16 protein-coding genes are annotated in these 24,456 nt (G+C 36.6%); 9 read left to right on the forward strand and 7 right to left on the reverse strand.

Features of this window, described 5'->3' with window-relative positions; all coding sequences use genetic code 11:
• Positions 1–101: 101 nt before the first annotated feature.
• Both P176_RS0101520 and P176_RS0101525 read right to left on the reverse strand, forming a co-directional pair.
• A complete protein-coding gene (locus P176_RS0101520) occupies positions 102–1,217 on the reverse strand; it encodes a T9SS type A sorting domain-containing protein (protein ID WP_026753043.1) in 1,116 nt (371 codons plus the stop codon).
• A gap of 250 nt (positions 1,218–1,467) precedes the next feature.
• The gene (locus P176_RS0101525) at positions 1,468–2,004 is read right to left on the reverse strand and encodes a hypothetical protein (RefSeq protein ID WP_026753044.1); all 537 of its coding nucleotides are present in this window, start codon (positions 2,002–2,004) and stop codon (positions 1,468–1,470) included.
• Positions 2,005–2,468: 464 nt separating this feature from the next.
• Here P176_RS0101525 and P176_RS18800 point away from each other — a divergent pair, with 464 nt between their 5' ends.
• Together P176_RS18800 and P176_RS20640 are read left to right on the forward strand one after the other, a co-directional pair.
• Entirely contained in the window at positions 2,469–3,017 is a 549-nt protein-coding gene (locus P176_RS18800) for a hypothetical protein (RefSeq protein ID WP_231481157.1), read from the forward strand.
• The gene (locus P176_RS20640) at positions 3,014–3,286 is read left to right on the forward strand and encodes a hypothetical protein (RefSeq protein ID WP_231481158.1); all 273 of its coding nucleotides are present in this window, start codon (positions 3,014–3,016) and stop codon (positions 3,284–3,286) included. The genes P176_RS18800 and P176_RS20640 overlap by 4 nt, the downstream gene beginning before the upstream one ends.
• 344 nt (positions 3,287–3,630) lie before the next feature.
• Here P176_RS20640 and P176_RS0101540 read toward each other — a convergent pair whose 3' ends face one another.
• From P176_RS0101540 to katG, 3 genes are read right to left on the reverse strand one after another with little or no spacing between them, the layout of a single operon-like run.
• Complete coding sequence (locus tag P176_RS0101540) at positions 3,631–4,116, reverse strand: hypothetical protein (RefSeq protein WP_197022129.1); 486 nt, start codon at positions 4,114–4,116, stop codon at positions 3,631–3,633.
• A complete protein-coding gene (locus tag P176_RS0101545; RefSeq protein WP_026753046.1) occupies positions 4,091–4,369 on the reverse strand; it encodes a hypothetical protein in 279 nt (92 codons plus the stop codon). Before P176_RS0101545 ends, P176_RS0101540 begins: the two co-directional genes overlap by 26 nt.
• Before the next feature lie 60 nt (positions 4,370–4,429).
• Positions 4,430–6,727: a catalase/peroxidase HPI gene (gene katG / locus P176_RS0101550; RefSeq protein WP_026753047.1), complete on the reverse strand. Its 2,298-nt coding sequence runs from the start codon at positions 6,725–6,727 to the stop codon at positions 4,430–4,432.
• 708 nt (positions 6,728–7,435) lie between these two features.
• On the opposite strand from katG, the gene P176_RS0101555 reads away from it, so the two are divergent.
• The 3 genes from P176_RS0101555 (at position 7,436) to P176_RS19885 (ending at position 15,526) form a co-directional block, all read left to right on the forward strand.
• Positions 7,436–7,873 (forward strand): response regulator, encoded by a 438-nt coding sequence (locus P176_RS0101555; RefSeq protein ID WP_026753048.1) that lies wholly within the window; start codon positions 7,436–7,438, stop codon positions 7,871–7,873.
• Between the two features lie 8 nt (positions 7,874–7,881).
• Positions 7,882–11,859 carry a PAS domain S-box protein gene (locus P176_RS19880; RefSeq protein ID WP_051605366.1) on the forward strand — a complete coding sequence of 1,326 codons (3,978 nt, stop codon included), beginning with the start codon at positions 7,882–7,884 and terminating at the stop codon, positions 11,857–11,859.
• Positions 11,860–12,271: 412 nt separating this feature from the next.
• Complete coding sequence (locus tag P176_RS19885; RefSeq protein ID WP_026753049.1) at positions 12,272–15,526, forward strand: T9SS type B sorting domain-containing protein; 3,255 nt, start codon at positions 12,272–12,274, stop codon at positions 15,524–15,526.
• Positions 15,527–15,614: 88 nt separating this feature from the next.
• Here the strand turns inward: P176_RS19885 and P176_RS0101570 are convergent, their stop codons facing one another.
• Positions 15,615–15,836: a hypothetical protein gene (locus P176_RS0101570; protein WP_026753050.1), complete on the reverse strand. Its 222-nt coding sequence runs from the start codon at positions 15,834–15,836 to the stop codon at positions 15,615–15,617.
• A gap of 219 nt (positions 15,837–16,055) precedes the next feature.
• Between P176_RS0101570 and P176_RS0101575 the strand changes: the two genes are divergently transcribed.
• The 4 genes from P176_RS0101575 to P176_RS0101590 all read left to right on the forward strand — a co-directional run bounded on the left by P176_RS0101575 (position 16,056) and on the right by P176_RS0101590 (position 22,865).
• Positions 16,056–18,311, forward strand: coding sequence for an FUSC family membrane protein (locus tag P176_RS0101575; protein ID WP_026753051.1), 2,256 nt, complete (start codon positions 16,056–16,058; stop codon positions 18,309–18,311).
• 374 nt (positions 18,312–18,685) lie between these two features.
• A complete protein-coding gene (locus P176_RS0101580) occupies positions 18,686–20,176 on the forward strand; it encodes an ankyrin repeat domain-containing protein (protein WP_026753052.1) in 1,491 nt (496 codons plus the stop codon).
• A 1-nt stretch (position 20,177) separates the two neighbouring features.
• A complete protein-coding gene (locus P176_RS0101585) occupies positions 20,178–20,660 on the forward strand; it encodes a DUF2271 domain-containing protein (protein ID WP_026753053.1) in 483 nt (160 codons plus the stop codon).
• Between the two features lie 9 nt (positions 20,661–20,669).
• Complete coding sequence (locus tag P176_RS0101590; protein ID WP_026753054.1) at positions 20,670–22,865, forward strand: PepSY domain-containing protein; 2,196 nt, start codon at positions 20,670–20,672, stop codon at positions 22,863–22,865.
• A 359-nt stretch (positions 22,866–23,224) separates the two neighbouring features.
• Here P176_RS0101590 and P176_RS0101595 read toward each other — a convergent pair whose 3' ends face one another.
• A complete protein-coding gene (locus tag P176_RS0101595; protein WP_026753055.1) occupies positions 23,225–24,451 on the reverse strand; it encodes a Pycsar system effector family protein in 1,227 nt (408 codons plus the stop codon).
• Positions 24,452–24,456 lie beyond the last annotated feature (5 nt).

Raw genomic sequence — 24,456 nt, forward strand, 5'->3', positions numbered from 1 at the left:
ATTTACAAATAAAATCCAGATAGAAAATCCGATAGGATTTCACTGCAAGCCTTTTGATCCATGATATGGCCTAATACTCTATTTTATAATTTCTTATTTAATTAATCCTTGACTATTTTTTTAACATCATAGGTGCCGTCTTTCAAATTAATTTTAACCAAATAAAACCCCTTACTAAGTTTTGAAATATTTACTGTTTTGGCATGTCCTTTATAAACAAGTCTAGATTTTGTGTCATAGATTTCTACAGAGCTAAAATGTGATGATTCAATAAATATAACATCTTGAGCAGGATTTGGATATAGACTATTTGTTGCCATGTCAGGATTGGTATGAGACAAGACATTATCATTTGTGGTAAATGAAATTAATTTCCCGTTACTAGATAGCGGAGCGAAACTAAAAGATTCGGAAATCACAAAATAACGATTCGCCTCAATATATGTTATGGCCTCTACTTGTTCAAAGCCTAGACTCGTTAGTAAAGTTTGAATGTTAGTCCCTGAAAAAATATCATTATTTGTAAATATCTGACTAACCCAAACTAAGGGTTGTAATATTGAATTATAGCCAATTAAATATACTTTTCCTGAAAACGGATTGTAGGTAGCTCCTGTAATCAGGCCACCGCTATCCAACGTTGTCGCTAAGGGCTGTACAGTATATGATCCCGTGCTTTTTGGGATGGCGTAGGCCTTTGTTACACCATCGATCCAATTCTTGGTAAATAAAATCAAGTCATCTTCATCAAAAGAAATTAATGCCTCAGCATCCCATTTTGTAGCATTAGGATGAGGCGTAAAATCAATTTGATCTAAATAGTTGAAATGTATTATTTCTGCAGTTACATTAATGGCGTTGAGATAGTCATTCTTACCGATTTTATAAATTTTTAAATCAGTTCTATCCCCGCTATTATTACCGATGTCGCCAATGTAAATTGAGGTCTCATCATGAGTGATATCTTCCCAGTCTATATTAGTGGCGTTGGTGACTGTTACCATTCTTGTAACAGTTCCTGAAATGGTATCTAACTCATGAAGTGTGTTAGCATTGCCCGAGTCGTTGTGGGTTATTAGCTTATCATTAAAAAAAATAATACCTGATGATTCTTCTAGAGAAGCTGGCAAATCAAATTTCTCTTGAATATTTGTTATTTGCGCTATTGCATGGAACGTCCCTAAAACAAAAGCAGATATTAAAATTATTTTTTTCATTTAGTTTATTTAGAGCTTCGTTTCGGTTTTTTAATAACAATCCAATATAGCTTTATAAGTTGAATTACCCATAATCTTATATACAGCTTATGGATTATATTATTGCTAACTTTATTGTATAAGATAAGTTGAAGAGGCTAAGCAAATAATTTTAAACCTGCCTGCTAAAAAGAAGATGGAACCGGAATGGAACATCTGCGAGTCCCGATAGTGATCGGGGTCCGCAAAAAAGGCTTGAGCCAGCAATAAATTATATACTGTGCTGTGTGCTAGCTTTTATTATTTTTCTAAATATTAATTCCTCCAAAAGCGCAATTGTAATGGTTCGTGATAATTCAAATTGTTTAAGTTCTGTGGGGTGATATTTAGATTCCATAAGAACCACTTTTTGTCCGAACTTAATGTTTGGGTTTTGATACCTGTTAAAACTCTCGATTGAGATTTCCAAATCCGTCAGGGTTTTCATTAAATTCTCAATGTCGGCTAAGGGAAGTAAGCCTTTAACTTCCATTCTATGAGCATTAATATTGATATTTGTTTTTCGTTTGATCCATCTATTCCAAAGCGAGTTTCTTCTCATTTTCAATCCCACATTTTGGGTGAGCTCAACTGGAACAACAATCATCATTTGATGACCTAAATTGAAAGACGAGCCATAATCTGCGGATTTGTTGAATTTATATTCATAGAAAATCTCAAAATCATTGAATTTCTCTTTTGCTTGGCAAATGTTTTGTTTTCCATAAAAATAATTTCTCTCGTTCTTTTCTACGATAAGATGATTCATATCAGTGAACTTTTGCCAATTTTCAGATATGTTTTTCCAGTTCACAGTCTTTTTTGCTTGTAAGAAACTTTATTATGTATGCCTTCTTGAGAGTTTCAAGAATCCAATTTACCAAAAACAATTTGAATAGATAATTCGCGAGTCGCGTTAGGTCTCGGGATTTACAAGTGGACTAGAACTAAAAATTAATCATATACTGTGTTGGCTGAAGTTTTTTATATTCAGTAAATTTGTATTTTAGGCAGGTGGAAGAACAAGGCTACATAGAGTTAAGAGTAACTAATAAGGACAATACTTTAAGTCCTAGAGACATTGATATAAATGAGGTTAAAGATTTTATATCAGATATAGAGTCTTTCTTATATCCAAACCGAAAGTAAAAACAAAATCGACCACAAATTTCATATGATATTGAGGAAGGCTCTGCTAAACATAAATTCTTTTTATCAATTACAGCGGTTATTTTGTTCAATGGATTAACAAATGAGATTAAAAACAGAAATAACCTTGATTTTTTAGATTATAAAAGACAGTCAATTATTGACAAATTTCAAAAGAAAGCAGTAAAGGAAGGCTACGTAATTGAGTTTAATAATTCAATTTCCAACGAACTCTCATTAATTATTGATTATAATACTGATTTTGAAATGATTGCACCAGATTTTTATCAAAGTGAATTTTATCTATATGGTGAAATTTATCAGGAAGGTGGAAAAAACCCTAATCTTCATATAAGTACCAAGAAGTATGGAAATCTAACAATTTCTGCCACTAAAGAGCAGATAATGGATGGTGAGAAAAAAACATATAAACCTTATGGAATTAAAGTTCTAGGTAAAAAAAGTTTTGAAGATGATTCCTTAACGGATTTAGAATTAATAGAATTCATTCAATATAAGCCTGTTTTTAACAAATCACTTTTAGATAAAGTAATTGAAAAAGCTTCTACTAATTTAAGCAAAATAACAAACGTAGACACTTGGTTAGATGATATTAAAGCTGAAGGACTATGAAAGGAATGAATAGTGTTCTTTTAGATAGTTCCTTTTGTATTCGTTTATTAAAGTCAGATGCGGATTTTCACCAAAATACAGTAGATTATTTTGAGTATTTTTTAGAAAATCGAATTGAAATGTATCTTTCTACTATTGTTGTTAGTGAATATGCAGTCGGTGACAATCCAGATAATTTGCTTTCTTTAAATTCATTCCGCTTATTAGAATTTGATTATGCAGATGCTAAATTTGCTGGTCAATTTTTAGCAACTTGGAAAATTCGGTGATTTCGGTGATAGAAAAGTAGTAATAAATGATATTAAATTATTTTCTCAAATTCACAATAGAAATATTGATGCATTTGTAACGAAAGACAGAAAATCATTAACGAAAATGATTAAACCTCTATCTGATTCTCATAATTTAAGTTTTGAGTTTATTGACTTATCTATTACGTTAAATGATAAATTAGGAAGGTTGTTTTAAATTACAGTCAATGTAATAGTATATGTTTAGTTGCAATCTTAAGAAACTAAATTAGTAAAAGAAAAGGAACTTAAGGGAAATTCGTAGTATTTTTAGAGTATACAAGCTACAGACAACTAACATAAACCAAGTCGTAAAACATTTTCTATTTTAATATTTGCTCGATTAAACCGTTGTTAATCTCCTCGGTGTTTAATTTTATATATCGATAAGATTTGACTTTAGAGTTGTCAAGTTCCAAAATCAATAATTTATTTTTATTCGAGTAAGTAATTCCATTATCGAAAGTCAGAAAGTCATTCCCGAATTTCGATTCCAATTCTATTTTTGAAAATCCGATGAGATTAGCTTCTCCTAAATCAGCATCTTTATTAAAAATTCTTAATTCAATTAGAATTTCAGTTTGGTCTTCGTATTTATGTTTATTTTCTCTGTGTTTATAAACTATGATTTGGTCTATTTTTTTTGGGTCATCAAATTTTTCGGCTGGATAATAATAAACATAAAAAATAGAGTCTTCTATTTTTGGTTTAAAGTAGAATTCAGTCCCACTTGTAATGCTCGTTGTAAATCGCATCTCTTTCTTTTTCTTATAAGCTAAAATATCAATCGGATTTTTCGAGAAATTCAATCAGATGGATGTTATTTATAGGTTCTGCTTGCTGATTTTTGAAAATTTCAGTTTCATTTTTAAATTGTTCAGGTTCGTATTTGTCTTGGATTGCGGTTATTCCCAAAAGCAAAAATCCAATTAAGAATATTGCACCAATCGAAACTATAATTAATAATATTTTTAGGACTTTTCTCAAATGTTGTACAACTCCTTTTACCCAATCAAATATAGGTCCTTTAAAACCTAAAACCCTCTCAAAAATACATCTCATTAAAATGCCCGATAGTATTTTAAAACTATCGGGCATTTAGATAACATGATGTAGGTTGAGTTATTCGTCTTTTACATCGTAACGGTCATGCATCATCACTTTATCCCAAGCGGCCACAAAATCATGCACAAAACGTTCTTGAGCATCATCTGCTGCATATACTTCGGCAATGTTGCGCAGTTGCGCATTAGATCCAAAAATAAGGTCGCAACGTGTTGCGGTATATTTAGTTTCTCCATTAGCTCTATGGTTCAGGTCAAAAAGCATTTCGTCAGAACTTTTAGGAACCCACTCATAGTCCATACTGGTCAATACTTGGAAAAAATCTGTGGTCAATTGTCCTGGTCTATCGGTAAACACCCCATGTTTAGAATGATCAAAATTTTGATCTAATACACGAAGTCCGCCTACTAAAACCGTCCACTCTGGAGCAGAAAGTGCTAACAGTTGCGCTCGGTCCAAAAATATACGCTCTGGAGGAACGTTGTATCCAATACTACTATCGTGGTAATTTTTAAATCCGTCAGATACTGGTTTTAGCCAATCAAAACTTTCTACATCTGTTTGTTCTGGCAAGGCATCTGTACGCCCAGCAGTAAACGGTACGTTGACATTAAAACCAGCATCTTTTGCTGCTTTCTCTACCCCTACACAACCACCGAGTACAATTAAATCTGCAAGAGAGACGTCTTTGTTTCCAGATTGATTAGATTTAAAATTAGCTTTAATCTCTTTGAGTTTACTGAGTACTGTATTAAGTTCTTGAGGTCTGTTTAAATCCCAGTTATTTTGAGGTTCTAAAGCAATACGTGCACCATTGGCTCCACCACGCTTGTCTGAATGGCGGTAAACAGAGGCAGCAGACCATGCGGCATTTACCAAAGCAGAAACACCTAAACCACTATGTAAAAGCTCTTGCTTTAAATTAGCAATATCACTCGCCTCAATGAGATCATAATCTCTCGCCGGCACTGGATCTTGCCATAACATATCTTGAGCAGGCACTTCTGGACCTAAATAACGGTCCTTAGGCCCCATATCACGGTGCGTTAATTTGTACCAAGCTTTTGAAAATGCATCTGTAAAATAATCAAAATCATTGAGAAATTTTTCGCATATGGCTTTATAGGCTGGATCTACTTTTAAAGCCAAGTCAGAGGTCATCATCATCAAATCTTCCATCTTGCCATCAACGTGTGCATCTGGCGTTTTAGGCGCACTAGGATCTACTGGGGTCCACTGTATGGCTCCCGCAGGACTTTCTTTCTTTTTCCAATCAAACTTAAAGAGATTAATTAGGTAATTGTTATCCCATTGTGTTGGATCTGGCGTCCAAGAACCTTCAATACCGTTGGTCATGGTGTACTTTCCAAATCCGGTTCCTTCAGGATTTTGCCATCCCATACCCATCGCTTGTATAGGTGCTGCCTCTGGCGCTGGACCTATTTTATCGGCACTTACTTTACCGTGACTTTTTCCGAAGGCATGTCCTCCCGCAATCAAGGCTACGGTCTCTTCATCATCCATTGCCATACGTTTAAAGGATTCTCTTATGGCTCGGGCAGAATCCATAGGGTCTCCATTACCGCCTGGTCCTTCAGGATTGACATAAATTAATGCTTGGTGTGTTGCTGCTAATGGGTTTTCGAGATCTCGATTATCGTCAGAAGGTGCTCCTTTCCATCGTAATGTTTGGGTTACCATTTCTTCTGGATGGCCATCATAGTACTCTCCTACTTTAGATTCCTTAAACGGTTTACCATTCCAAAATTCTGGTCCCCAATAGGTACTGCGGTCTGGTTCCCATGCATCGCGACGTCCTCCTCCATAACCAAAGGTAGGAAAGCCCATAATTTCTAAAGCGCAATTACCAGTTAAGACAATAAGGTCTGCCCAAGATAATGCTGCTCCATATTTTTTCTTAATGGGCCAAATGAGTCGGCGTGACTTATCAATATTACCATTATCCCACCAAGAATTGATTGGTGCAAAACGTTGCATGGCTTGCCCTGCACCACCTCGACCATCTTCAATACGGTAAGTACCGGCAGAGTGCCAAGCCATACGTATCATTTGAGGACCGTAATTATCATAATCTGCAGGCCACCATTCTTTAGAGTCTACCAAAAGCGCTTTAATGTCTTGTTTGAGCTGCTGATAATCGATATTGTTGAATGCTGCTTTATAGTCTTCATCACTTAAAGGGTTGGCAACAGGTTGTTCTTGATGTAATAATTCTACTTGCAAACGATTGGGCCACCAATCATCTGCTTGTGGAGAGGTTCCTAATGCTCCGCCTACGCGGGTTCCTCTAAATGGGCATTTTCCCATACCATCTCCATGATCCATATCTTTCATAATATTTTAATTTGATTTATTATTTATAATCATTAAAAAAACCATTGCCGTTTAAATGATATCATTTGACTAGAAAATAAGACTTTCCGTAGAAAATTTAATAGGTCAGGTTTTAATCTTCCCTAAAATTAAGGGAAATGTTTAAGACTATTTTTATTAAGCCGTTAATTTTTTTCTAAATACGGAAACTTAAAGGACCTGAAACCTCGGCTACATAAAAGACACCTTGGGTTCTCGAAAAAGACTTGCGCCTTTATGACAGAAATATCATTAATTTGATACTTGCTTTTACTTAAAATTTTCGTGCTAGATAACGACTGCAATCCCACATGCCGTATTACAATCTATAAATCACTGAATCATAAATCGAAAGACATTTTTTGCACTTTTAAAACAAGTGTAAACCATCGCAATCATGTCATTTTAAGTACCCATGACACACTATTTTGAAATTAGGAATATCAAAGCATAAAGGTGATGTCATCAGATTTTTATAGCTTAACACCATATAAAATTAATTGTTATTTTAGCGCTCGATTTATAACTCTGCTCTTCTGTACAATTCACTTAGGAGTAAGTATCGTGCGAATTTAAAATTCACTTTTAGTGATTACCCTAAAACAATGTTAGTATGTGTTGATTTTACCATCAATCAAAGTCTTTAATGATAGTCGCAATTTGGCTCTAGACTGAAATAAAATATAAACTATGAAGCTACAGCTCTTATTGGCAGATGATGATATTGATGATTGTGACTTTTTTAGGGATGCCCTAGACGAAATTAAAGATAACGTAAACCTTACCGTAGTGAATAACGGTGTAGAATTGATGGATTTTCTAACAGCCCAAGAAGACACCTATCCCGACCTCTTATTTCTTGATCTCAACATGCCTAAAAAGTCGGGTATGGAATGTATTGCAGAGATTAAAGCGTCAAATCACTTAAGCGCCATCCCTATCATTGTATTCTCTACTTCCTTAGACAAAAGCGTTGTTGACAAAATATTTGATCTAGGTGCACACCATTACATCCAAAAACCCGGACAGTTCTCAAGCTTAAAAACAGTCATTAAAAAAGCTTTGCTGTTGTTTAATCATAGTACTGTAGCGCGACCTTCTTTTGACCAATTTATCATTCAACCTTGACCCCAAATATGACTTCTGAGAGTAAAGCTTATCATTTTTTAGAAAATGCAGGTGAAATGGGCAAACTCATTAAAGCCAAAGATTGGAGCCAGACACCAATAGGCAACCCAGAGACTTGGCCCCAACCTTTACAGCATATGGTAAGAGTCATGCTTGATAATCCTTTTGGCATGTGCATCTCGTGGGGAACAGATTTTACACAAATTTATAATGATGCATTTATTCCTGTTTTAGGTCATGGCAAGCATCCGCAGGCTTTGGGAGCGAACTCAAAAGTCGCCTTTTCTGAAATATGGCAGACCGTAGGCCCCATGTTTGAACGTGTTTTGTATGGAGAAGCTGTAAGGCTTACCGATTTGATGGTCCCCATTTATAGAAATGGCTCAATAGAAGAGTGTTATTTTGATTTTTCCTATAGTCCCATAAGATTAGATACCGGAGACATAGGCGGGGTTTTAGCTACCGTTATAGAAACCACGACCAAGCAGAAAGCCCAGTCAAATTTAGAAGAAAGTGAAGAAGAGTTAAAATACGTTATTGAGGCGGCACAACTCGGCACTTTTGATTACAACCCGATCACAGATAAGTTCTCGGGAAATAAAAGGTTGAAAGACTGGTTTGGCTTGCCAAATCATAAAACCCTCAAAATCAATGATGCTATCAATTCAATTGTTCAAGAAGATAGAGAGCGTATCATACATGCTATAAAAAAAACATTAAATTACGAGTCTAGCGGAGCTTATAATGAAACCTATACTATTATCAATGCCATTACAAATAAAAGAACAACTGTACAAGCTTGGGGTAGAGCTTGGTTTAATGATGATAAGATAGCTTACCGTTTTAATGGTGCACTTAAGGACGTGACCGAGCAAACCATTGCTCAAATAAAGACTAAAGAAGCAGAAAGTCATATTCAAACCATGATATTAGAATCTCCAGTAGGCATTTGCGTATTGGATGCACACACTTTGATTTGCGAAACTGTTAATGACAGTTTTATTAAAATAGCTGATAAATCTCGAAATGAGGTTATTGGTCAGTATTACTGGGATACGTTTTCAGAAGTTAAGGAAATGTACATAAAAGCACTCCATACCGTGATCAAGACAGGAGTAGCATTTAGTGCAGACGAGGTAGAATTAGAGCTTGTGCGTCAAGGTAATGAGGAAAAGGTATTCATTTCGTTTGTGTATGCTCCGTTAAAAGACGAGCATGATAATGTGATAAAGGTTGCTGTATGGGTACAAAATAATACAGCAAAGGTAGAAGCTCGTAACAAAATCACAATCAACGAAAGAAACCTGAGACTCATGATTTTGCAGGCACCTGTTGCCATTGCTATTTTTAGAGGTACGGATTATATCGTTGAGATTGCTAATAAATTTGCATTAGAACTTTGGGGAAGAACAGAACAAGATGTCTTAAACAAACCCATTCTTGAAGCCATTCCCGAATTATTAAACCAAGGGATCAAAGGCTTTCTTGATGATGTATCAGCCTCTGGAGAGCCCTTCTCTACTCCAGAAATGCCGTTGAAATTTTTGAGAAACGGGATTCTAGAAAAAATATACATCAATTTTTCTTTTGAACCTCTCTCTGATATTGATGGAAAAATCAATGGCATTATGGCCATAGGTCATGATGTATCACCCCAGGTAAAATCTAGAAAAATCGTAGAAGAAAGCGAACAGAGCATTCGAGCATTGGTTGAAAGTGCTCCATTTCCCATAGGGGTCTACCAAGGAGAAGAGTTGCGCATTTCACTGGCCAACCAATCCATTATTGAGATTTGGGGAAAAGGAGATGATGTTGTGGGTAAGCTATATACTGATATTTTACCAGAATTACGAAACCAACAAATCTTTGAACAACTGCGTAGCGTATTACAAACAGGAATCCCATATCATGCCAAAAATCAACGGGTGGATCTTCTTCATGATGGCGAGTTAAAATCTCACGCTTTTAATTACAGTTTTACGCCATTAATAGATGAAAAGGGTAAGGTTTTTGCCGTAATGAACACTGCTGCAGAAGTTACCGAACTTCATGAAGCCAAACAAAAAGTTGAAGAGAGTGAAAAACGATTCCGTGAGTCGGTAAAACAAGCTCCTGTAGGGATTGCTATTTTTAGAGGCCCAGAATATAGAGCCGAAATGGCGAACGAACACTATTTACAGCTCATCAATCAAACAGAAGATGACTTCTTAGGAAGGCCTATGTTTGAGTCTGTTCCTGAAGTTGAAAAGACCTTAGCACCTATAGTCGCCGAAATTTATAAAACTGGAAAAGACTATCACGGCTACGAGTTGCCGGTACAGTTTAATCACGATGGTGAAAACGTGATTAAATATTTTAACTTCTTTTATCATCCTTTAAAGGAACATGACACGATCTCCGGTTTTATAGTTGTTGCCACAGATGTGACATTAACAGTGCGGGCCAAACAATTGATCGAGGAAAATGAAGAGAAATTAGAACTTGTAATTGATGGCAGTGAGCTGGGAATTTTTGATGTTAATCTTAAAACTTCAGATGTTGTTGCATCAGATCGTTGCTATGAAATCATTGGGTTTAAAGATAAGAGAGGTCTCACAAACGAAGAGATGCTGACCAACTTTCATCCTGATGATCTGGATGTAAGACAGGACGCCTTTCAAAAAGCCTATATTGATGGGAAGCTTCACTATCAGGCCAGGATTATTTGGGATGATAAATCGGTACACTGGATGGATGCAAAAGGCAAAGTATTTTTTGACTCAGACGATAAACCCGAACGCATTTTAGGCACGATAAGAGATATCACGGAAGAGCGACGATTTCAGCAAGAATTGTTAGAAAGAGAAGAAAAGTTCCGCTTGTTGGCAGATTCTATGCCCCAATACATTTGGACGGCCGATCCCAGAGGTAATATTACCTATTTTAATCAATCTGCCTACGACTTTTCGGGCATAAAAGAAGGCCAACTCAATAACAGGGGATGGTTAAATATGGTGCATCCAGATGATAGAATCGAAAACTATAAAAGATGGGTACACTCTATACAAACAGGAGAGAACTATCTGTTTGAGCAGCGATTTCGTAAGCATAACGGTGAGTATCGCTGGCAATTAAGTCGTGCCATTCCACAACGTGATGTTGATGGCACTATAAAGCGATGGGTAGGTACCAGTACTGACATTCAAGAGCAAAAGATGTTTACCTCCAAATTGGAAACACAGGTACGCTTGCGAACCAAAGAGCTGGAACAAAAGAATATCGATCTTGAAAAAATGAATAAGGAGTTGCAGTCTTTTGTGTACATTTCTAGTCATGATTTGCAAGAACCCCTACGTAAAATTCAAACCTTTTCTTCTCGAATTATAGAAACCGAATACGAGACTCTGACTGAGAATGCCAAAAAGTATTTTGAGCGGATGCAAAATTCGGCCTTTCGCATGCAACATCTCATCCAAGATTTAATCGCTTACTCTAGGACCAATGTTAAAGACAATAACTATGAGGTTGTTGACTTACATGCTATTATTGACGATGTTAAAGAAACATTGAGTGAAGAACTGGAGCAACAGGTCGTAAACTTTAAATTTCATGACATTTGCGAGCTTAAAATTATAACGGTTCAGTTTAAACAAGTGATTCTTAATTTAATGAGCAATGCTATAAAATTTGCAAAAGAAGCTCAATCTTTAGATATAACGATAACGCGTAAGATGGTCAATGGAGCAGAAACTGGTATCAAGACCTTATCAAAAAATAAAGCCTACAGTCATATTCGGTTTAGCGATAATGGTATTGGCTTTGAACAAGAATATAGTAAAAAGATATTTGAAGTCTTTCAACGTCTTCACAGTAAAGACGCTTATACAGGTACGGGCATAGGGCTTGCTATTGTAAAAAGAATTATAGAAAACCATGAAGGCGCTATTTTAGCAAATGGCATATTAAATGAGGGCGCCACCTTTGATATCTATATTCCTGCGCCATGATAGAAATACAACTAGGTTAGTATGTTTCTGTTTGATAGAAGGCTAAAGCTTTTAGATATTGCTTCACCCTCTCCTATTATATAAACCTGAAGAGTATTAAAAGATTTCTCTAGAAGCACCATCTATATTTAAGATGACACTTTACATTTAAATGATTGGCATTACTGCACTTCGGTACCATTTATTCAAGGATTAAAATAGCAGTTTTATATGATTAATTCTTTTATTGATTTTTGTTTTCAAAACTGTTTTGAATGGCCTTTCTCTGGTTTGAATGAGGTATAAACCACCATACAACAAGCACTTAAAATTTGTCTCCCTTCATAGATATTGCTAATTATGCTCAAGTTTTCTCTCATCAAAAATGAATTAATTGTATATTTGAGTTCACCAGTCGTTAATCATTGAAACGATGCATCAAAAATTTCCCGTAGAGCGATACCTTCTGTTTTGGTTGTTTATGATAAGCCAACCTGTGTTTTGTCAACTGAATGATTTTAATTTTTCGGTATCAACAACAGATGAAACATGCTCTGGAAACGGATCCATCTCGATGACGGTTTCCAATACCACGCCTGATGCCACCCTCACTTACACCCTATATTTATATCCAGATACCAATACTCCCATTGCGCAAACTACGGCAACCGTATTTAGCAATTTAAGCAGCGGTGCTTATTTGGTGGTGGCTACACAAACCCTAGGCAATTTACAAAATACCCAAAGTGCCGATGCCACTATAAACGACGAGACCTCTGCTCTAGATTTTGAAGTTGCTCAATCTTTCATGGGCGATTGCGACTCCGCTACTTTAACAGTAACCATGCTGAGCGGAAACGCAGAGTCTTATGAAATTATATCAGGACCTGTTATAGTGCCACCACAAACAGAGAATACATTTGACAATCTCCCAGAAGGTTCATATGTCATACGTGTATATGATACTTGTGGCAATGCACTTACCAAGACTTTTACCGTCTTGCTTACTAATGATCCTTTTGAGATCGATCCTGTGGAGCTGCCAAATGTTCTTGAAAATTGCGAGGAAACCACAATTACCAACCCCATTATTGCCGAAAATGAAGGCGTATTGGCCTACCCAATAACCGTAACTTATACTATTTTTCCACCTGATGGTTCTGCTCCTGTAAACTATTCAACTACCTATAATTCTGGGCCTGAGATGGAACTCGAAGTTTCTGAAACCATTTCAATTTTTGACGAGCAGCTCTTTGACATCAACATTATAGCCGAGGATCTGTGCGGCAACGTCGTTTCAATTACCGAAGAAATTGATCCTAACCCTAACGTTGATATTATTACCACGGAAGGTTTCTGCGGGAAAAGTTTTAACGTGACTGTTAAACATTTTTTACCGCCTTATACCTTGCTATTTACGGAAGCTCCTAGTGATTTTGAACCTTCTGCATTTAATGAAGATGTTGACGGTACTTATAATACCGGTGTGGTGGCTTTTGGGCAAGAAGATGCCAGCGTGCCTTATGGGGTTTATTCGGTTATCGTTATTGATGCTTGCGGAAGAATTGGCACAGATACTATTGAAATTGAAGAGGAGCCTATAGAGCCTTTTGTAAACCCATCAAACGTGGGCTGTAATCCTGATTTTGGAGCGGTCACCATTAATATTCCAGACAGAGAAGCGGTTTCTGCCACATTTACTGAAGTTCCCGAAAACTATACAGCTACTGTCCCCGTTGACGTTTCAAACTTTATTACCGGCAGTGGCATTTTTATGGGAGAAGATTTACCTGAAGGCGATTACATTCTCGAATTGATAGATAATTGTGGCAGTATTTACGTCATAGAATTTACCATTCCCCCTTATACCCAACTGCCTCTTAGTATTTTTAGTTCACCCAATTGCGTAACCGAAACTGGCACGCTACGCATCTCGAGTCCATATGGAGATATAGAATCAATGCTAATTACTGCTGCACCTGATACCTTTGAGCAGACTTTACCGTTTGATTACAGCTCACAAATATCTGCAATTGGTATTTTTTATGTTGGTGATTTCCCTGAAGGCAACTATACACTTGAATTTACTGACAGTTGCGGAAATGAATTTGTTCTCGATCAACTTATTGAGGCCTATAGCACTGATCCTTTCATCTATACCCTGCAAAGAAACTGTGGTTCCTTTGACGTTGGTATATCCGATTCTAACCAAAATGTCTACGACAAAAGCTATTGGTTTCAAAAATATTATCCAGCAAGTGATTCTTGGGGTCATCCTAATACTGGAGTGCTTTATACCGAAGGTGACATGCCCAACACTACAAATTCCAGAGAAATTCAAAATGAAGAAACGCTTTTCAATATTTTTGTTACCGGAGAGTTTCGATTGATCAAAGCTTTTCAGCCCTATAACAATCCCAATCCTGGGCAACGGTGTTATGATGTTTTTGCAGAATTTGAAGTCACTTCAGAATTAGAAGTCAAAGGCGTGTATAATCTCAATTGTGATGGTGGCTCCGGACCTTCAGATGTCTTGGTAGATGTGATCGGGGTACCACCTTATGATTTTTCGATTGTTTCTCCAATAACTATAGAGAATGGCAGCGACAATATTTTTACCAATTTAAGCCCTGGTACATATGAAATTAAAGTAGAAGACGTCTGCGGGAGCATTGAGAACATTAGTGTTAATCTGCAGGATTTACTTCCCGTCGTCAGTGTCTTAACGCCTCCAGACTTAGTGATGTGTAGCGAAGTGGGAAATACTGAAGCTATTTTTGATTTATCTCAACAAAACCCAATCATTATAGGCAACCAAAACCCAGATAATTTAACTGTAAGCTACCACTTAAGTCAAAATGATGCTGACACTGGAGCTAATCCTCTTCCAGATACTTATGAATTGACATCCAGCATGAAGACCATTTACGTTAGAGTGATTCACAATACGTTAAATATCTGCTACGAAACGACATCTTTCAAGTTGATTTTGGGATCCCCTCCTCAATTGGGACCAGATGAAACACTTCTGGTTTGTGATGGCGACGCTATAATGCTCTCAGTCAATCCCAGTTTTGCCAATTACCTCTGGTCTACAGGCGAAACGACGCCATCGATATCGGTAGACGAATCTGGAGCATACACAGTAACCGTTTCAAAAGAATACAATGGCTTTTATTGTGATGCTACTAAAACTTTTACGGTCGATATTTCTGGAACAGCCACTATAGAAAATATCGTTCTTGAAGATTTTTCTTCAATCAATAATTCCATTACTGTAGAGGTTTCAGGATTTGGAGACTACGTATATTCTATTGATGGTATCTATTATCAGCCAGACGGTTATTTTGATAACTTACAAACGGGTGAGTATACCATTTACGTTAAAGATGAAAAAGGTTGTGGGATAGTGACCGAGGATGTTTACCTCTTAAATTACAGAAAATATTTTACACCTAACGGAGATGACCAACATGAATATTGGCAAATTTCTGGATCGCAATTTGAACCCGATCTAAAGATCTTTATTTTTGATAGATACGGAAAAATCTTAACCTCTTTTAGAGGAGATGATAGAGGTTGGGATGGCGTTTATAATGGTCATAACATGCCCACAAATGATTATTGGTTTGTTGTAGAGCGTGGTAACGGCGCAACTTACAAAGGTCATTTCACACTTAAAAGATAAAAGTTACATCCCTTTAGAGGCGGCATTTTGATTGCCTATTTGTCTTTGGTTTAAGATGAGAAATCCAACTTACTTACTGCAGAAACTTTCAAGTAGCCTTCGCTATCCATTTTTTGAGGACTACTGAAATCACATACACCATAAACCCTACACCAAAAAACAACACCGTCATTAATGAAATATCTATCCCATTTTGTAATAAACTTGGATCAAGTTCATTGAGATCTAAGAAAAATCCAAAAATAGATAAACCGAAAGCTATCCCTAATATTTTTTTCAGGTTACGCTTATGTTTCTTTTGATTTTCCATTGTCCAATATTTTATTTTAAAACGATTTAAGATTAGAATAATTGTTGTCATTATTAACTTCCTTGGAAATTTTCAGAAGCCGTCATTCTTAATCAAGATAGTATTGCTATCAAATTGTAATTTTAAAAAAAGCCATATTTGACATCACAACTAAAATAACCGATCGGGGTCATATGCCGGCTTCAATTATCCTAACTTTGCAATTAAAATTCAAAACAGTTGAAAGAGAAGCTCAAACAGCTAGAATTGTTTTTAAAAAGTTCAAACTTTGACCGCGGCATTAGACTGGGCGTAGCCATTGTTGTGCCCTTTGGTCTGCTTTATCTTTTAGGCTATTTACAATATGCACCGGCTGTTGTTGTGGGTGCTTTTTTAAATGCACCCGGAGATATTCCTGGCAGTGTAAAGCGCAAAGTCAACGCGATCTTAATTAGTATTGGACTAACGATGGTAATTACAACCATCATCTTGTTTTCAAAACCATTTTTACCACTTCTATTGGTGGCTATTGCGGTCATTTCGTTCTTTGTGTCGCTCATTTCAGTATATGGCTTTAGAGCATCATTGGTTTCCTTTTCTGGATTATTGGCTATGGTATTGGCTTTTGCCATTCAAAAAGAAACCACTCAAGATATCTTTGTTCAAGTGGGATTAATGGGGATTGGCGGACTTTGGTACTTGGTTATTTCCTATGTATTCCAAAAACTTGCACCCGAAAAAGATGAGAATCAACTCTTATCTGATACGCTTCATCTTATTGGCGACTATCTTAAATTAAGAGCAAAATTATTAACCAAAAAAACAAAGCGCGACGAGCTTTTAAAAAAAGCTTTTACGCTGCAGCATCAAATTAACGAAAAGCACGAAACGCTAAGAGAAGCATTACTTACCGAGCGAAAACGATCGGGACGCTCTCGTTATGAAGAAAAACAACTGCTCATTTTTCTTTCCACCATCAATATCTTCGAGTTAATTGAAGCCAAGCATTTAGATTACAAAATGATTGACGGCATTTTTGGCAAGCAAAAACAGTTTTTAAAGGCTTCTAAGAAATTGAATAAAATTATGGGAAACCATCTTATTCGGTTGTCTGAACTACTGATTCAAAATGATGACATTCCTAATAAGAACCTGCTTTTAGAGGCCTTATCAAAAGCCAACGATTCTATCACAGATTATATTGAAGCTGTTCAATTACCAGAAGCCCGAGAAGGCGCCTTAGTATTAAAAAATCTATATGATTATCAAGAACAGTTACTTCAAGAAATTAGAGCCATAAGACGGGTCATGGCCAATGTAAAAGACGCTTCCAAAGTATCCTTTAAAAGACAAGATTCCAGTCACTTTTTAACCCTCCAGGAATACAGACTAAATGTACTTGTTCAAAATTTTAGTTTCAATTCAAATATGTTTAGGCATGCATTGAGGCTTACCATCGCCATTGTATTTGCGTATCTATTGGGCTATTTGTTCAACATTCAAAACACCTATTGGATTCTGCTTACTGTGATCGTAATCATGAGACCTAGCTACGGCCTTACAAGAGAACGCTCAAAAGATCGTATCATAGGCACACTTATTGGTGCCGCCATTGCTGCTGGTATTGTATTAATCACACAAAATGTCGTGGTCTATTCTATTTTAGCCGTGGTCTCTTTAATATTTGCTTTTGCATTGATTCAACAAAACTATAAGTCTGCTGCAGCGCTAATCACCATTAGTATTGTTTTTGTGTATTGCTTAATTAATCCCGATGCCTTTGAAGTGATTCAGTACCGAGTGATTGATACTGTAATTGGATCAGTAATTGCGGTTATTGCCAACTATATTATTTTACCTAGTTGGGAAGCCGATAATTTAAAACAAGTGCTCTTAAATGCTTTAAAAATGAACAAAGCATATCTTTTAGCAACCCAAAAGTTATATCAAGAAACGGCAACCCAAAAACTCCCTTATAACATCGCAAGAAAAGAGGCCTTTCTTGCCATTGGCAATTTAAATGCAGCCTTTCAAAGATTGACCCAAGATCCAAAGTCTAAACAGAAAGAGTTTCAGCTTATTTATGAAATTGTAACGCTTAACCAAACGATGATTTCTGCCATTGCCTCTATCGGAAACTTTATCATCAATCACAAAACCACACCTGCTTCTGAAGATTTTAATGTGCTTGTTAAAAAAATCGCCAATACGCTTCAAAGGGCTTACGATCGCCTAGACCATACGGAAATCCATAAAAAACTAGATGAAGATACGGTAGATGATGCTCAAGAAAAATTAATGGGTAAATACCATAAATTATCAAATCTACGGGATGAAAACATCAAAAAAGGACATACGGAAATAGATACAGAAACCTTACACGGCTTACAGGAAGCCTATTTAATAGCCAATCATATGAATTGGCTAAAATCACTTTCAGAAAGTCTCAAAAAAGCTACGGAGCGTTATCAGGCTTCATTAGTCATTGAGCAATAATTGTTTGTCTGTCACAATTTCCTTGTATCAAAAACATGAACTACAACTTCGTAGCAGAGCGCTTTTAGTCTCTAGTAAAATCGACAAGTGCTTCACTATAATCTCTTCAACAGTAAATAGAAAAGCAATTCTTTTTCTTCCTTTCCGAAGCAATCCATACCGATAACCCGCTCAAAATTATCTACTTAAAATTTAGAACTCAAAAAGTAGAAAATGGCAATTTCAAAAAATAACAATCGTAAACATCTGATAAATAGCACCTTATTTACAATATTATTTAGACCTAATCTTAATAGACCAGAAATAAATTAGCAATTGTTATTTAGAACAAATAAAAATAATTAGTTTTGCCGACGTTAATTAATTTCAAAACTATGAAGCAGCTCTCCCTTTTTTTATTCTTCCTGATTTCAATCGCTGTACAGTCACAACAAGAAAACAGCTTACTTGAGCGATCATTCTGGCAAACCCAGCCTGATCTTGACACTGTAAAGCAAAAAATTGAAAACGGGAACGATGCCACGGCTTTTAATTCTAATGCCTTTGACGCTACGGTTTATGCAATTCTGGCAAAAACAGATGCTCCCGTTGTAAAATATCTGTTATCGTTAGAAGGGAATTCTGTTGATAAAAAAACCCATGATAGTCGTATTTATCTGCACTGGGCAGCATACGCCGGTCAAATAGATATTGTTAAGTATTTGCTAGATAAAGGCGCATCCACTGCGGCATTAGACAGTCACGGTAATACACCTTTGATGTTTGCTGCCAATGCAGGTCAAACCAATCCTGAATTATATAACGCCTTTGAAAAACATGGTGTTCAACTTACCAATGAAACTAACGTGCATGGAGCTAACCTTTTATTGTTAGTGGCCCCTTCTCTTTCTAATCAAGAAGAATTAGACTTTTTCTTAAAGAAAGGATTTACGCTAGACGCTAAAGATCATCATGGAAACGGCATCTTTAATTATGCGACCAAAAAAGGCAATATTGATTTTCTCAAACTACTCGTCTCTAAAGAAGCAGATTACAAAACCTTAAATTCAAAAGGGGGTAACGCCTTTTTATTTGCTGTGCAAGGAGGTCGTGGGCATAGTAATCCCATAGCAGTTTATGAGTATTTAAAAAGTTTAGGGCTTGATCCTAATAATGTCACCATTGAGGGAAGCACTCCTTTACATCGGCTAGCATTCAACACCACTGATCCAGCAATTTTAAAACTGTTCTTAGATGCCGGCGCAGATGTCAATCAAAAAGATGCTGAAGGCCAGACGCCTTTTCTTAATGCCGCTTCTCGAAATGAACTTAAGATGGTGCAACTGCTTGCTCAAGATGTCAATGATTTTAATGCTACAAACAACAAGAGACAAAATGCTTTAATGCTTGCCGTAAAACGAAATAGTCCAGATGTGGTCAAATTTCTACTCGATACTCAAATAAATACATTTGCTAAAGATGCAGAAGGCAACACGCTTGCTTTTTATCTGGTAGAATCCTTTAACAAAAGGCAGCCCGAAGTGTTTGATGCCAAACTCCAACTTTTACAAGATCAGGGTATCAAATGGAATACCATCCAAGCCAATGGAGAAACGGTGTATCATTTGGCCGTCAAAAATGACGCTATTGAAGTTCTAAAAAAACTTGGGGATGCCACTATAGATATTAATGCTAAAAACGACGAAGGTTTAACAGCACTGCATCTTGCCGCTATGAAAGCTGAAAATGATGAGCTAATGAAATACCTAATCTCTCAAGGTGCTGACACAAAAATCAAAACCGATTTTGAAGAAAGCGCTTTTGATCTCGCAAGTGAAAACGAACTGCTACAGCAACACCATACTCCATTGAATTTTTTAAGATAATATGAGAAAGTTTATTAAAATTATTCCTGCATTATTACTTGCGGGTGCCCTATTTACAGCATTTACTGCGGAAACGAAAGCTGTAAAATGTTTGATACAAATGACCAATTATTCTGGAGAGGGTGCCTATGTTGTGGTGTCTCTTTTAAATCCGTCGGGTGACTATGAAGAAACGCTTTACGTACAAGGCAAAGATAATGAGTGGTACAGTGAAATCACTGAATGGTGGAAATTCTATGGCAAATACCGGCCTAATATAGATGCCATTTCTGGTGCAACCATAAGTGGTGGCGAGCGTACCATGACCGTCTTAAATATACCAGAAGATAAAATTGACAAGGGCTACCGTCTGCGATTTGAAACTTCAGTTGAAGATAAAGGCTATTATGCTAATGATATCGAATTTGAACTTACCGCAGAAAATATTAAAACCAAAAAAGAAGGTAAAGGCTTTATTCGTTATGTGCGAATGCTTCCGCAGTAAAAATAGCTTATGACCATTTCCATTTGGCGGTACAGTCACCTCGTACTCGCTATCGCCTCTTCCCTATTTCTACTTATAGCTTCTATTACAGGAGTTATTCTCGCTGTAGAACCCATCTCGCATCAAGCAAAAGGCTATGCGGTTCAAGATTTGGAGAACGTCTCTTTAGGCACTGCCATTGCCACTCTAAGATCTCAATATGATGAGATTTTTGAGCTCGAGGTCGAATCGTCTGGCTTTGTAAAGGCGTCTGTACTTACTGCGGAAATGGAAACACTAGAGATCTACGTCAACCCCAGTACAGGAGAACAATTGGGTGACGTACAAGAACGTGCTGAAATTTATAGCTTCGCCACCAATTTACACCGTTCGCTCTTTTTGAAAAGTGTCGGACGTTTTTTTGTGGGTCTTATCGCTCTACTCCTATTTCTAATCACCGTTACAGGACTCCTCTTGCTTGCTAAAAGACAAGGTGGCTTTAAGCGTTTGTTTTCCAAAGTACAGAAGGATTATTTTGAATTGCGTTACCATGTCATTTTGAGCAGATGGCTCTTTATCCCCTTAATGATACTCGCCTTAACTGGCGTTTATCTTTCTGCGGAAAAGTTTGATCTACTTCCCGACACTTCTATTCATCATGAGCACACTGGAGCAACAGATCGTGCAGAACGATTTCACAGTGTTTTGGAGATTCCGTTTTTTAAAAGCACCATGCTCGACCAGGTTAGAAGCATAGAATTTCCATTTTCTGAAGATCCCGAAGAGTATTATCAAATCGCGCTTCAAGATCGAGAGATAAAGGTTAATCAAGAGACGGGAACTATAGTAAGCAGTGCATCATATCCCTTTGTGGCATTGGCATCTCGCTGGAGCTTGTTGCTCCACACTGGAGAGGGTAATGTATTATGGTCGGTGATTCTAATGTTGGCCAGCGCCTCAATCCTATTCTTTATGTATTCTGGTGTTGTGATGACTTTAAAACGACTAAAAAAAGTGAAGACCTCATCTAAAATGCCAGATAAAGACCATTGTGAAATCATCTTGTTAGTAGGATCTGAGACGGGAACGGCTTTTGACTTTTCTAAACGTCTGTATGAAAATTTAAGTGCTTTGGGCAAAAGCGTGTACCTCACCGAACTCAATAACTACACGACTTTCGCAACAGCAAAACACATCATCATTCTCACGTCTACTTATGGCGATGGTGAACCACCTACAAATGCCAGAAAGTTTGAGGCCGTATTTCCAAAAATAGAGCAGCCGCACCAGATTCAATATGCGGTTGTGGGCTTTGGTTCTCTAGACTACCCAGACTTTTGCAAGTTTGCTTTAAAGCTAGATGCACTTTTACAAATTAATGACGGTTTTCAACCTTTACTCCCACTCTGCAAAATCAACAATGCAGACGTTAATGTATTCAAAGACTGGAGTCAAACTTTAGGTCAAATGTTACAGCTCTCCTTACACCTAGAACTATCAACAATACAGACCAAGACACGTAAACGCATGCCTTTTGAAGTTTTAGAACGTACCGAGTTGAATGTTGATAATACATTTCTACTGCTCTTAAAACCGGAGAAGGACGTTGATTTTGAATCCGGAGATTTATTGGCCATTTTTCCAGATGACACAGAGACCTTCAGGCAATATTCAATCGCAAAAATGGGCAGTGCCCTCTTGTTGAGCATCAAAAAACATGAGTTTGGTCGCGGTTCTTCGTATTTATATCACTTAAAGGCTGGTGATCTTCTAAATGCAGCTATTGATCTAAATCCCGATTTTCATTTTCCTACAGCTGCAACTTCCGCAGTGCTAATAGCCAATGGTACAGGTATTGCTCCATTTTTAGGAATGATAGAACAACACCATCCCACAGAAATACATTTATTTTGGGGTGGTAAAACGGCGTCTTCATCAAAAATTTACGATGCCATCCTTAAAGACACTTTAGAGCATACCCAAACGGTGACTGTTCATAAAAGCTATTCCAGAGAAGGTGAAACGCAGTATGTGCAACATATGGTCGCTAAACAAAAAGAGCTTCTGTTGCATACCGTCATAGAGGGCGGTGTCATAATGATTTGCGGTTCGCTGGCTATGCAACACGATGTTCTTGATGTTTTAGAACATCTGCTCTTGGAACATCCACATTTTAGTCTTGAGGCACTTGAAGAGAATGGACAGCTTATGATGGATTGTTATTAATTATATAACCTATCGTTGAATTTAAAAGATCTCTAGCATATTTTATGTAGCTCTTGATCATTCCGATTGAACCAACCGTAGTTTATACAATATCAGCCCTCGACTTGAATTTAAGTGCCACACAAAAACTATTTAAGTAATCTTTCTTTTTGCTTTTAAAAAGTGACCGAATAATAAAAAAGTATTTGATATAATATGTCTCAGGATTGTTATTTGTAGAATATTGCACGAACATTATTTTCCTAAAGTTTCAAGTTGTATTAGCATTAATAATTGAAACGTCGAAAAAATATCTAAATTTTTAACCAACATCCTTTAAAGATGATGACCTCTTATTCTTTCGGTCATTTTAGTTGCTATTACATTGTACTTTCATCAAAAAACAAGATAGAGAGCACGAAGAAAATTACTGATATAATTATTCCGTACATAAAAATATTATAAGCTTTTCTAAGATAATTGTACTTTTTTGCCAGTACTATGCCGAGGAAGAATATATCATCAATCAAATTAGAATAGAGAAATGAAGCGTTTTCCATGAGTCTATTCATTCCCCAGTGGTAATCTTCTCTTTTCATTTTATGAAAATTACCAAAAAAAAGCAGGTTCGTGTCTTGATTTGCAATATCCTCTTTCTTGAATTTTCCCGTGGTAATGTTGGGCCTTAGGGATAGTACTGAATAGACTATTGAAGTTAGAGTAACAATTAGCAGTATAATTGTGGGTGGAATGAGGTGTGGATTATTATCCAATTTTTGCATCAAAGACCCTAAAAGTACAGAAATGATAATCGTGTTAATGGAAATCATAATATTCGCTTTACTATCTGCCATTCCACTGATGTCTATATGATTTTTTGAGGTTAATCGAAACATGGTTTCAATACCCTTTTCAGGTTTACCCTCTGCTTTTATAAGTTTTTTCTTTAGTGCCTTTAGCTCTGCCGCAGTTACCCCTAATTCTTGGGTCAATCTGGAGTCAATTTCCTGCTCTAACTTCTTGATTGTTTTTCTAATCTTCTTTTTAATATTTTCTTTACTTTCAAAGAATGATTCCTTTGCATATCTAGTGTAATATTGGTGATTGGCCAAAAACGTGAGGTTTGAATGCTGCCATTCTAAATCAGTATAGTTCTTATCATAAAGCAAAGCCATTTCTGCTCTTAAGTTTTCCGCAAAATGTTTATACTCCTGTTTAGATAGATGGAACATATCTGCGTCCCGAATGATTTTGTGTAACATTTCTTTTGGAACCGCACCCTCTTTAGTGGCCATTATACAGCGACTTACTTTTAATATGAAGTCATCGCTTGCATTGGCTTGTTTCAAAAATTCAGTAGCAATACGTGCACTTTCATCTTCATGATCGAGTTTTGTATGAACATATCCTGTGTCATGAAACCATGCGGCAATTAGCAGAATTTCCATCTCTTCATCTGTAACATTTTCGCCCTTACCAATGGCCATTGCGCCTTCAACAACAATGGCAGTATGGTTTAGATTGTGATACTTAAAATCTTGAGAAAGTTTTGTCGTTAAGAGATTAGTCACGTAGTATTGTGCTTTTAAAATCAACTCGTTGTTCATAGCTA

Origin of the sequence: Sediminibacter sp. Hel_I_10 (assembly GCF_000688335.1) — a bacterium.
Taxonomy (GTDB): Bacteria; Bacteroidota; Bacteroidia; order Flavobacteriales; family Flavobacteriaceae; genus Psychroserpens.

Bases quoted from the DNA above. Each gene is read 5' to 3' on its own strand.
- P176_RS0101590 (WP_026753054.1), top strand. From the start codon at position 20,670: ATGACCATTTCCATTTGGCGGTACAGTCACCTCGTACTCGCTATCGCC.
- P176_RS0101585 (WP_026753053.1), top strand. From the start codon at position 20,178: ATGAGAAAGTTTATTAAAATTATTCCTGCATTATTACTTGCGGGTGCC.
- P176_RS0101525 (WP_026753044.1), bottom strand. From the start codon at position 2,004: ATGAATCATCTTATCGTAGAAAAGAACGAGAGAAATTATTTTTATGGA.
- P176_RS0101555 (WP_026753048.1), top strand. From the start codon at position 7,436: ATGAAGCTACAGCTCTTATTGGCAGATGATGATATTGATGATTGTGAC.
- P176_RS0101570 (WP_026753050.1), bottom strand. From the start codon at position 15,836: ATGGAAAATCAAAAGAAACATAAGCGTAACCTGAAAAAAATATTAGGG.
- P176_RS0101545 (WP_026753046.1), bottom strand. From the start codon at position 4,369: ATGAGATGTATTTTTGAGAGGGTTTTAGGTTTTAAAGGACCTATATTT.
- P176_RS0101520 (WP_026753043.1), bottom strand. From the start codon at position 1,217: ATGAAAAAAATAATTTTAATATCTGCTTTTGTTTTAGGGACGTTCCAT.
- P176_RS0101580 (WP_026753052.1), top strand. From the start codon at position 18,686: ATGAAGCAGCTCTCCCTTTTTTTATTCTTCCTGATTTCAATCGCTGTA.
- P176_RS19885 (WP_026753049.1), top strand. From the start codon at position 12,272: ATGCATCAAAAATTTCCCGTAGAGCGATACCTTCTGTTTTGGTTGTTT.
- P176_RS20640 (WP_231481158.1), top strand. From the start codon at position 3,014: ATGAAAGGAATGAATAGTGTTCTTTTAGATAGTTCCTTTTGTATTCGT.
- katG (WP_026753047.1), bottom strand. From the start codon at position 6,727: ATGAAAGATATGGATCATGGAGATGGTATGGGAAAATGCCCATTTAGA.
- P176_RS19880 (WP_051605366.1), top strand. From the start codon at position 7,882: ATGACTTCTGAGAGTAAAGCTTATCATTTTTTAGAAAATGCAGGTGAA.
- P176_RS0101595 (WP_026753055.1), bottom strand. From the start codon at position 24,451: ATGAACAACGAGTTGATTTTAAAAGCACAATACTACGTGACTAATCTC.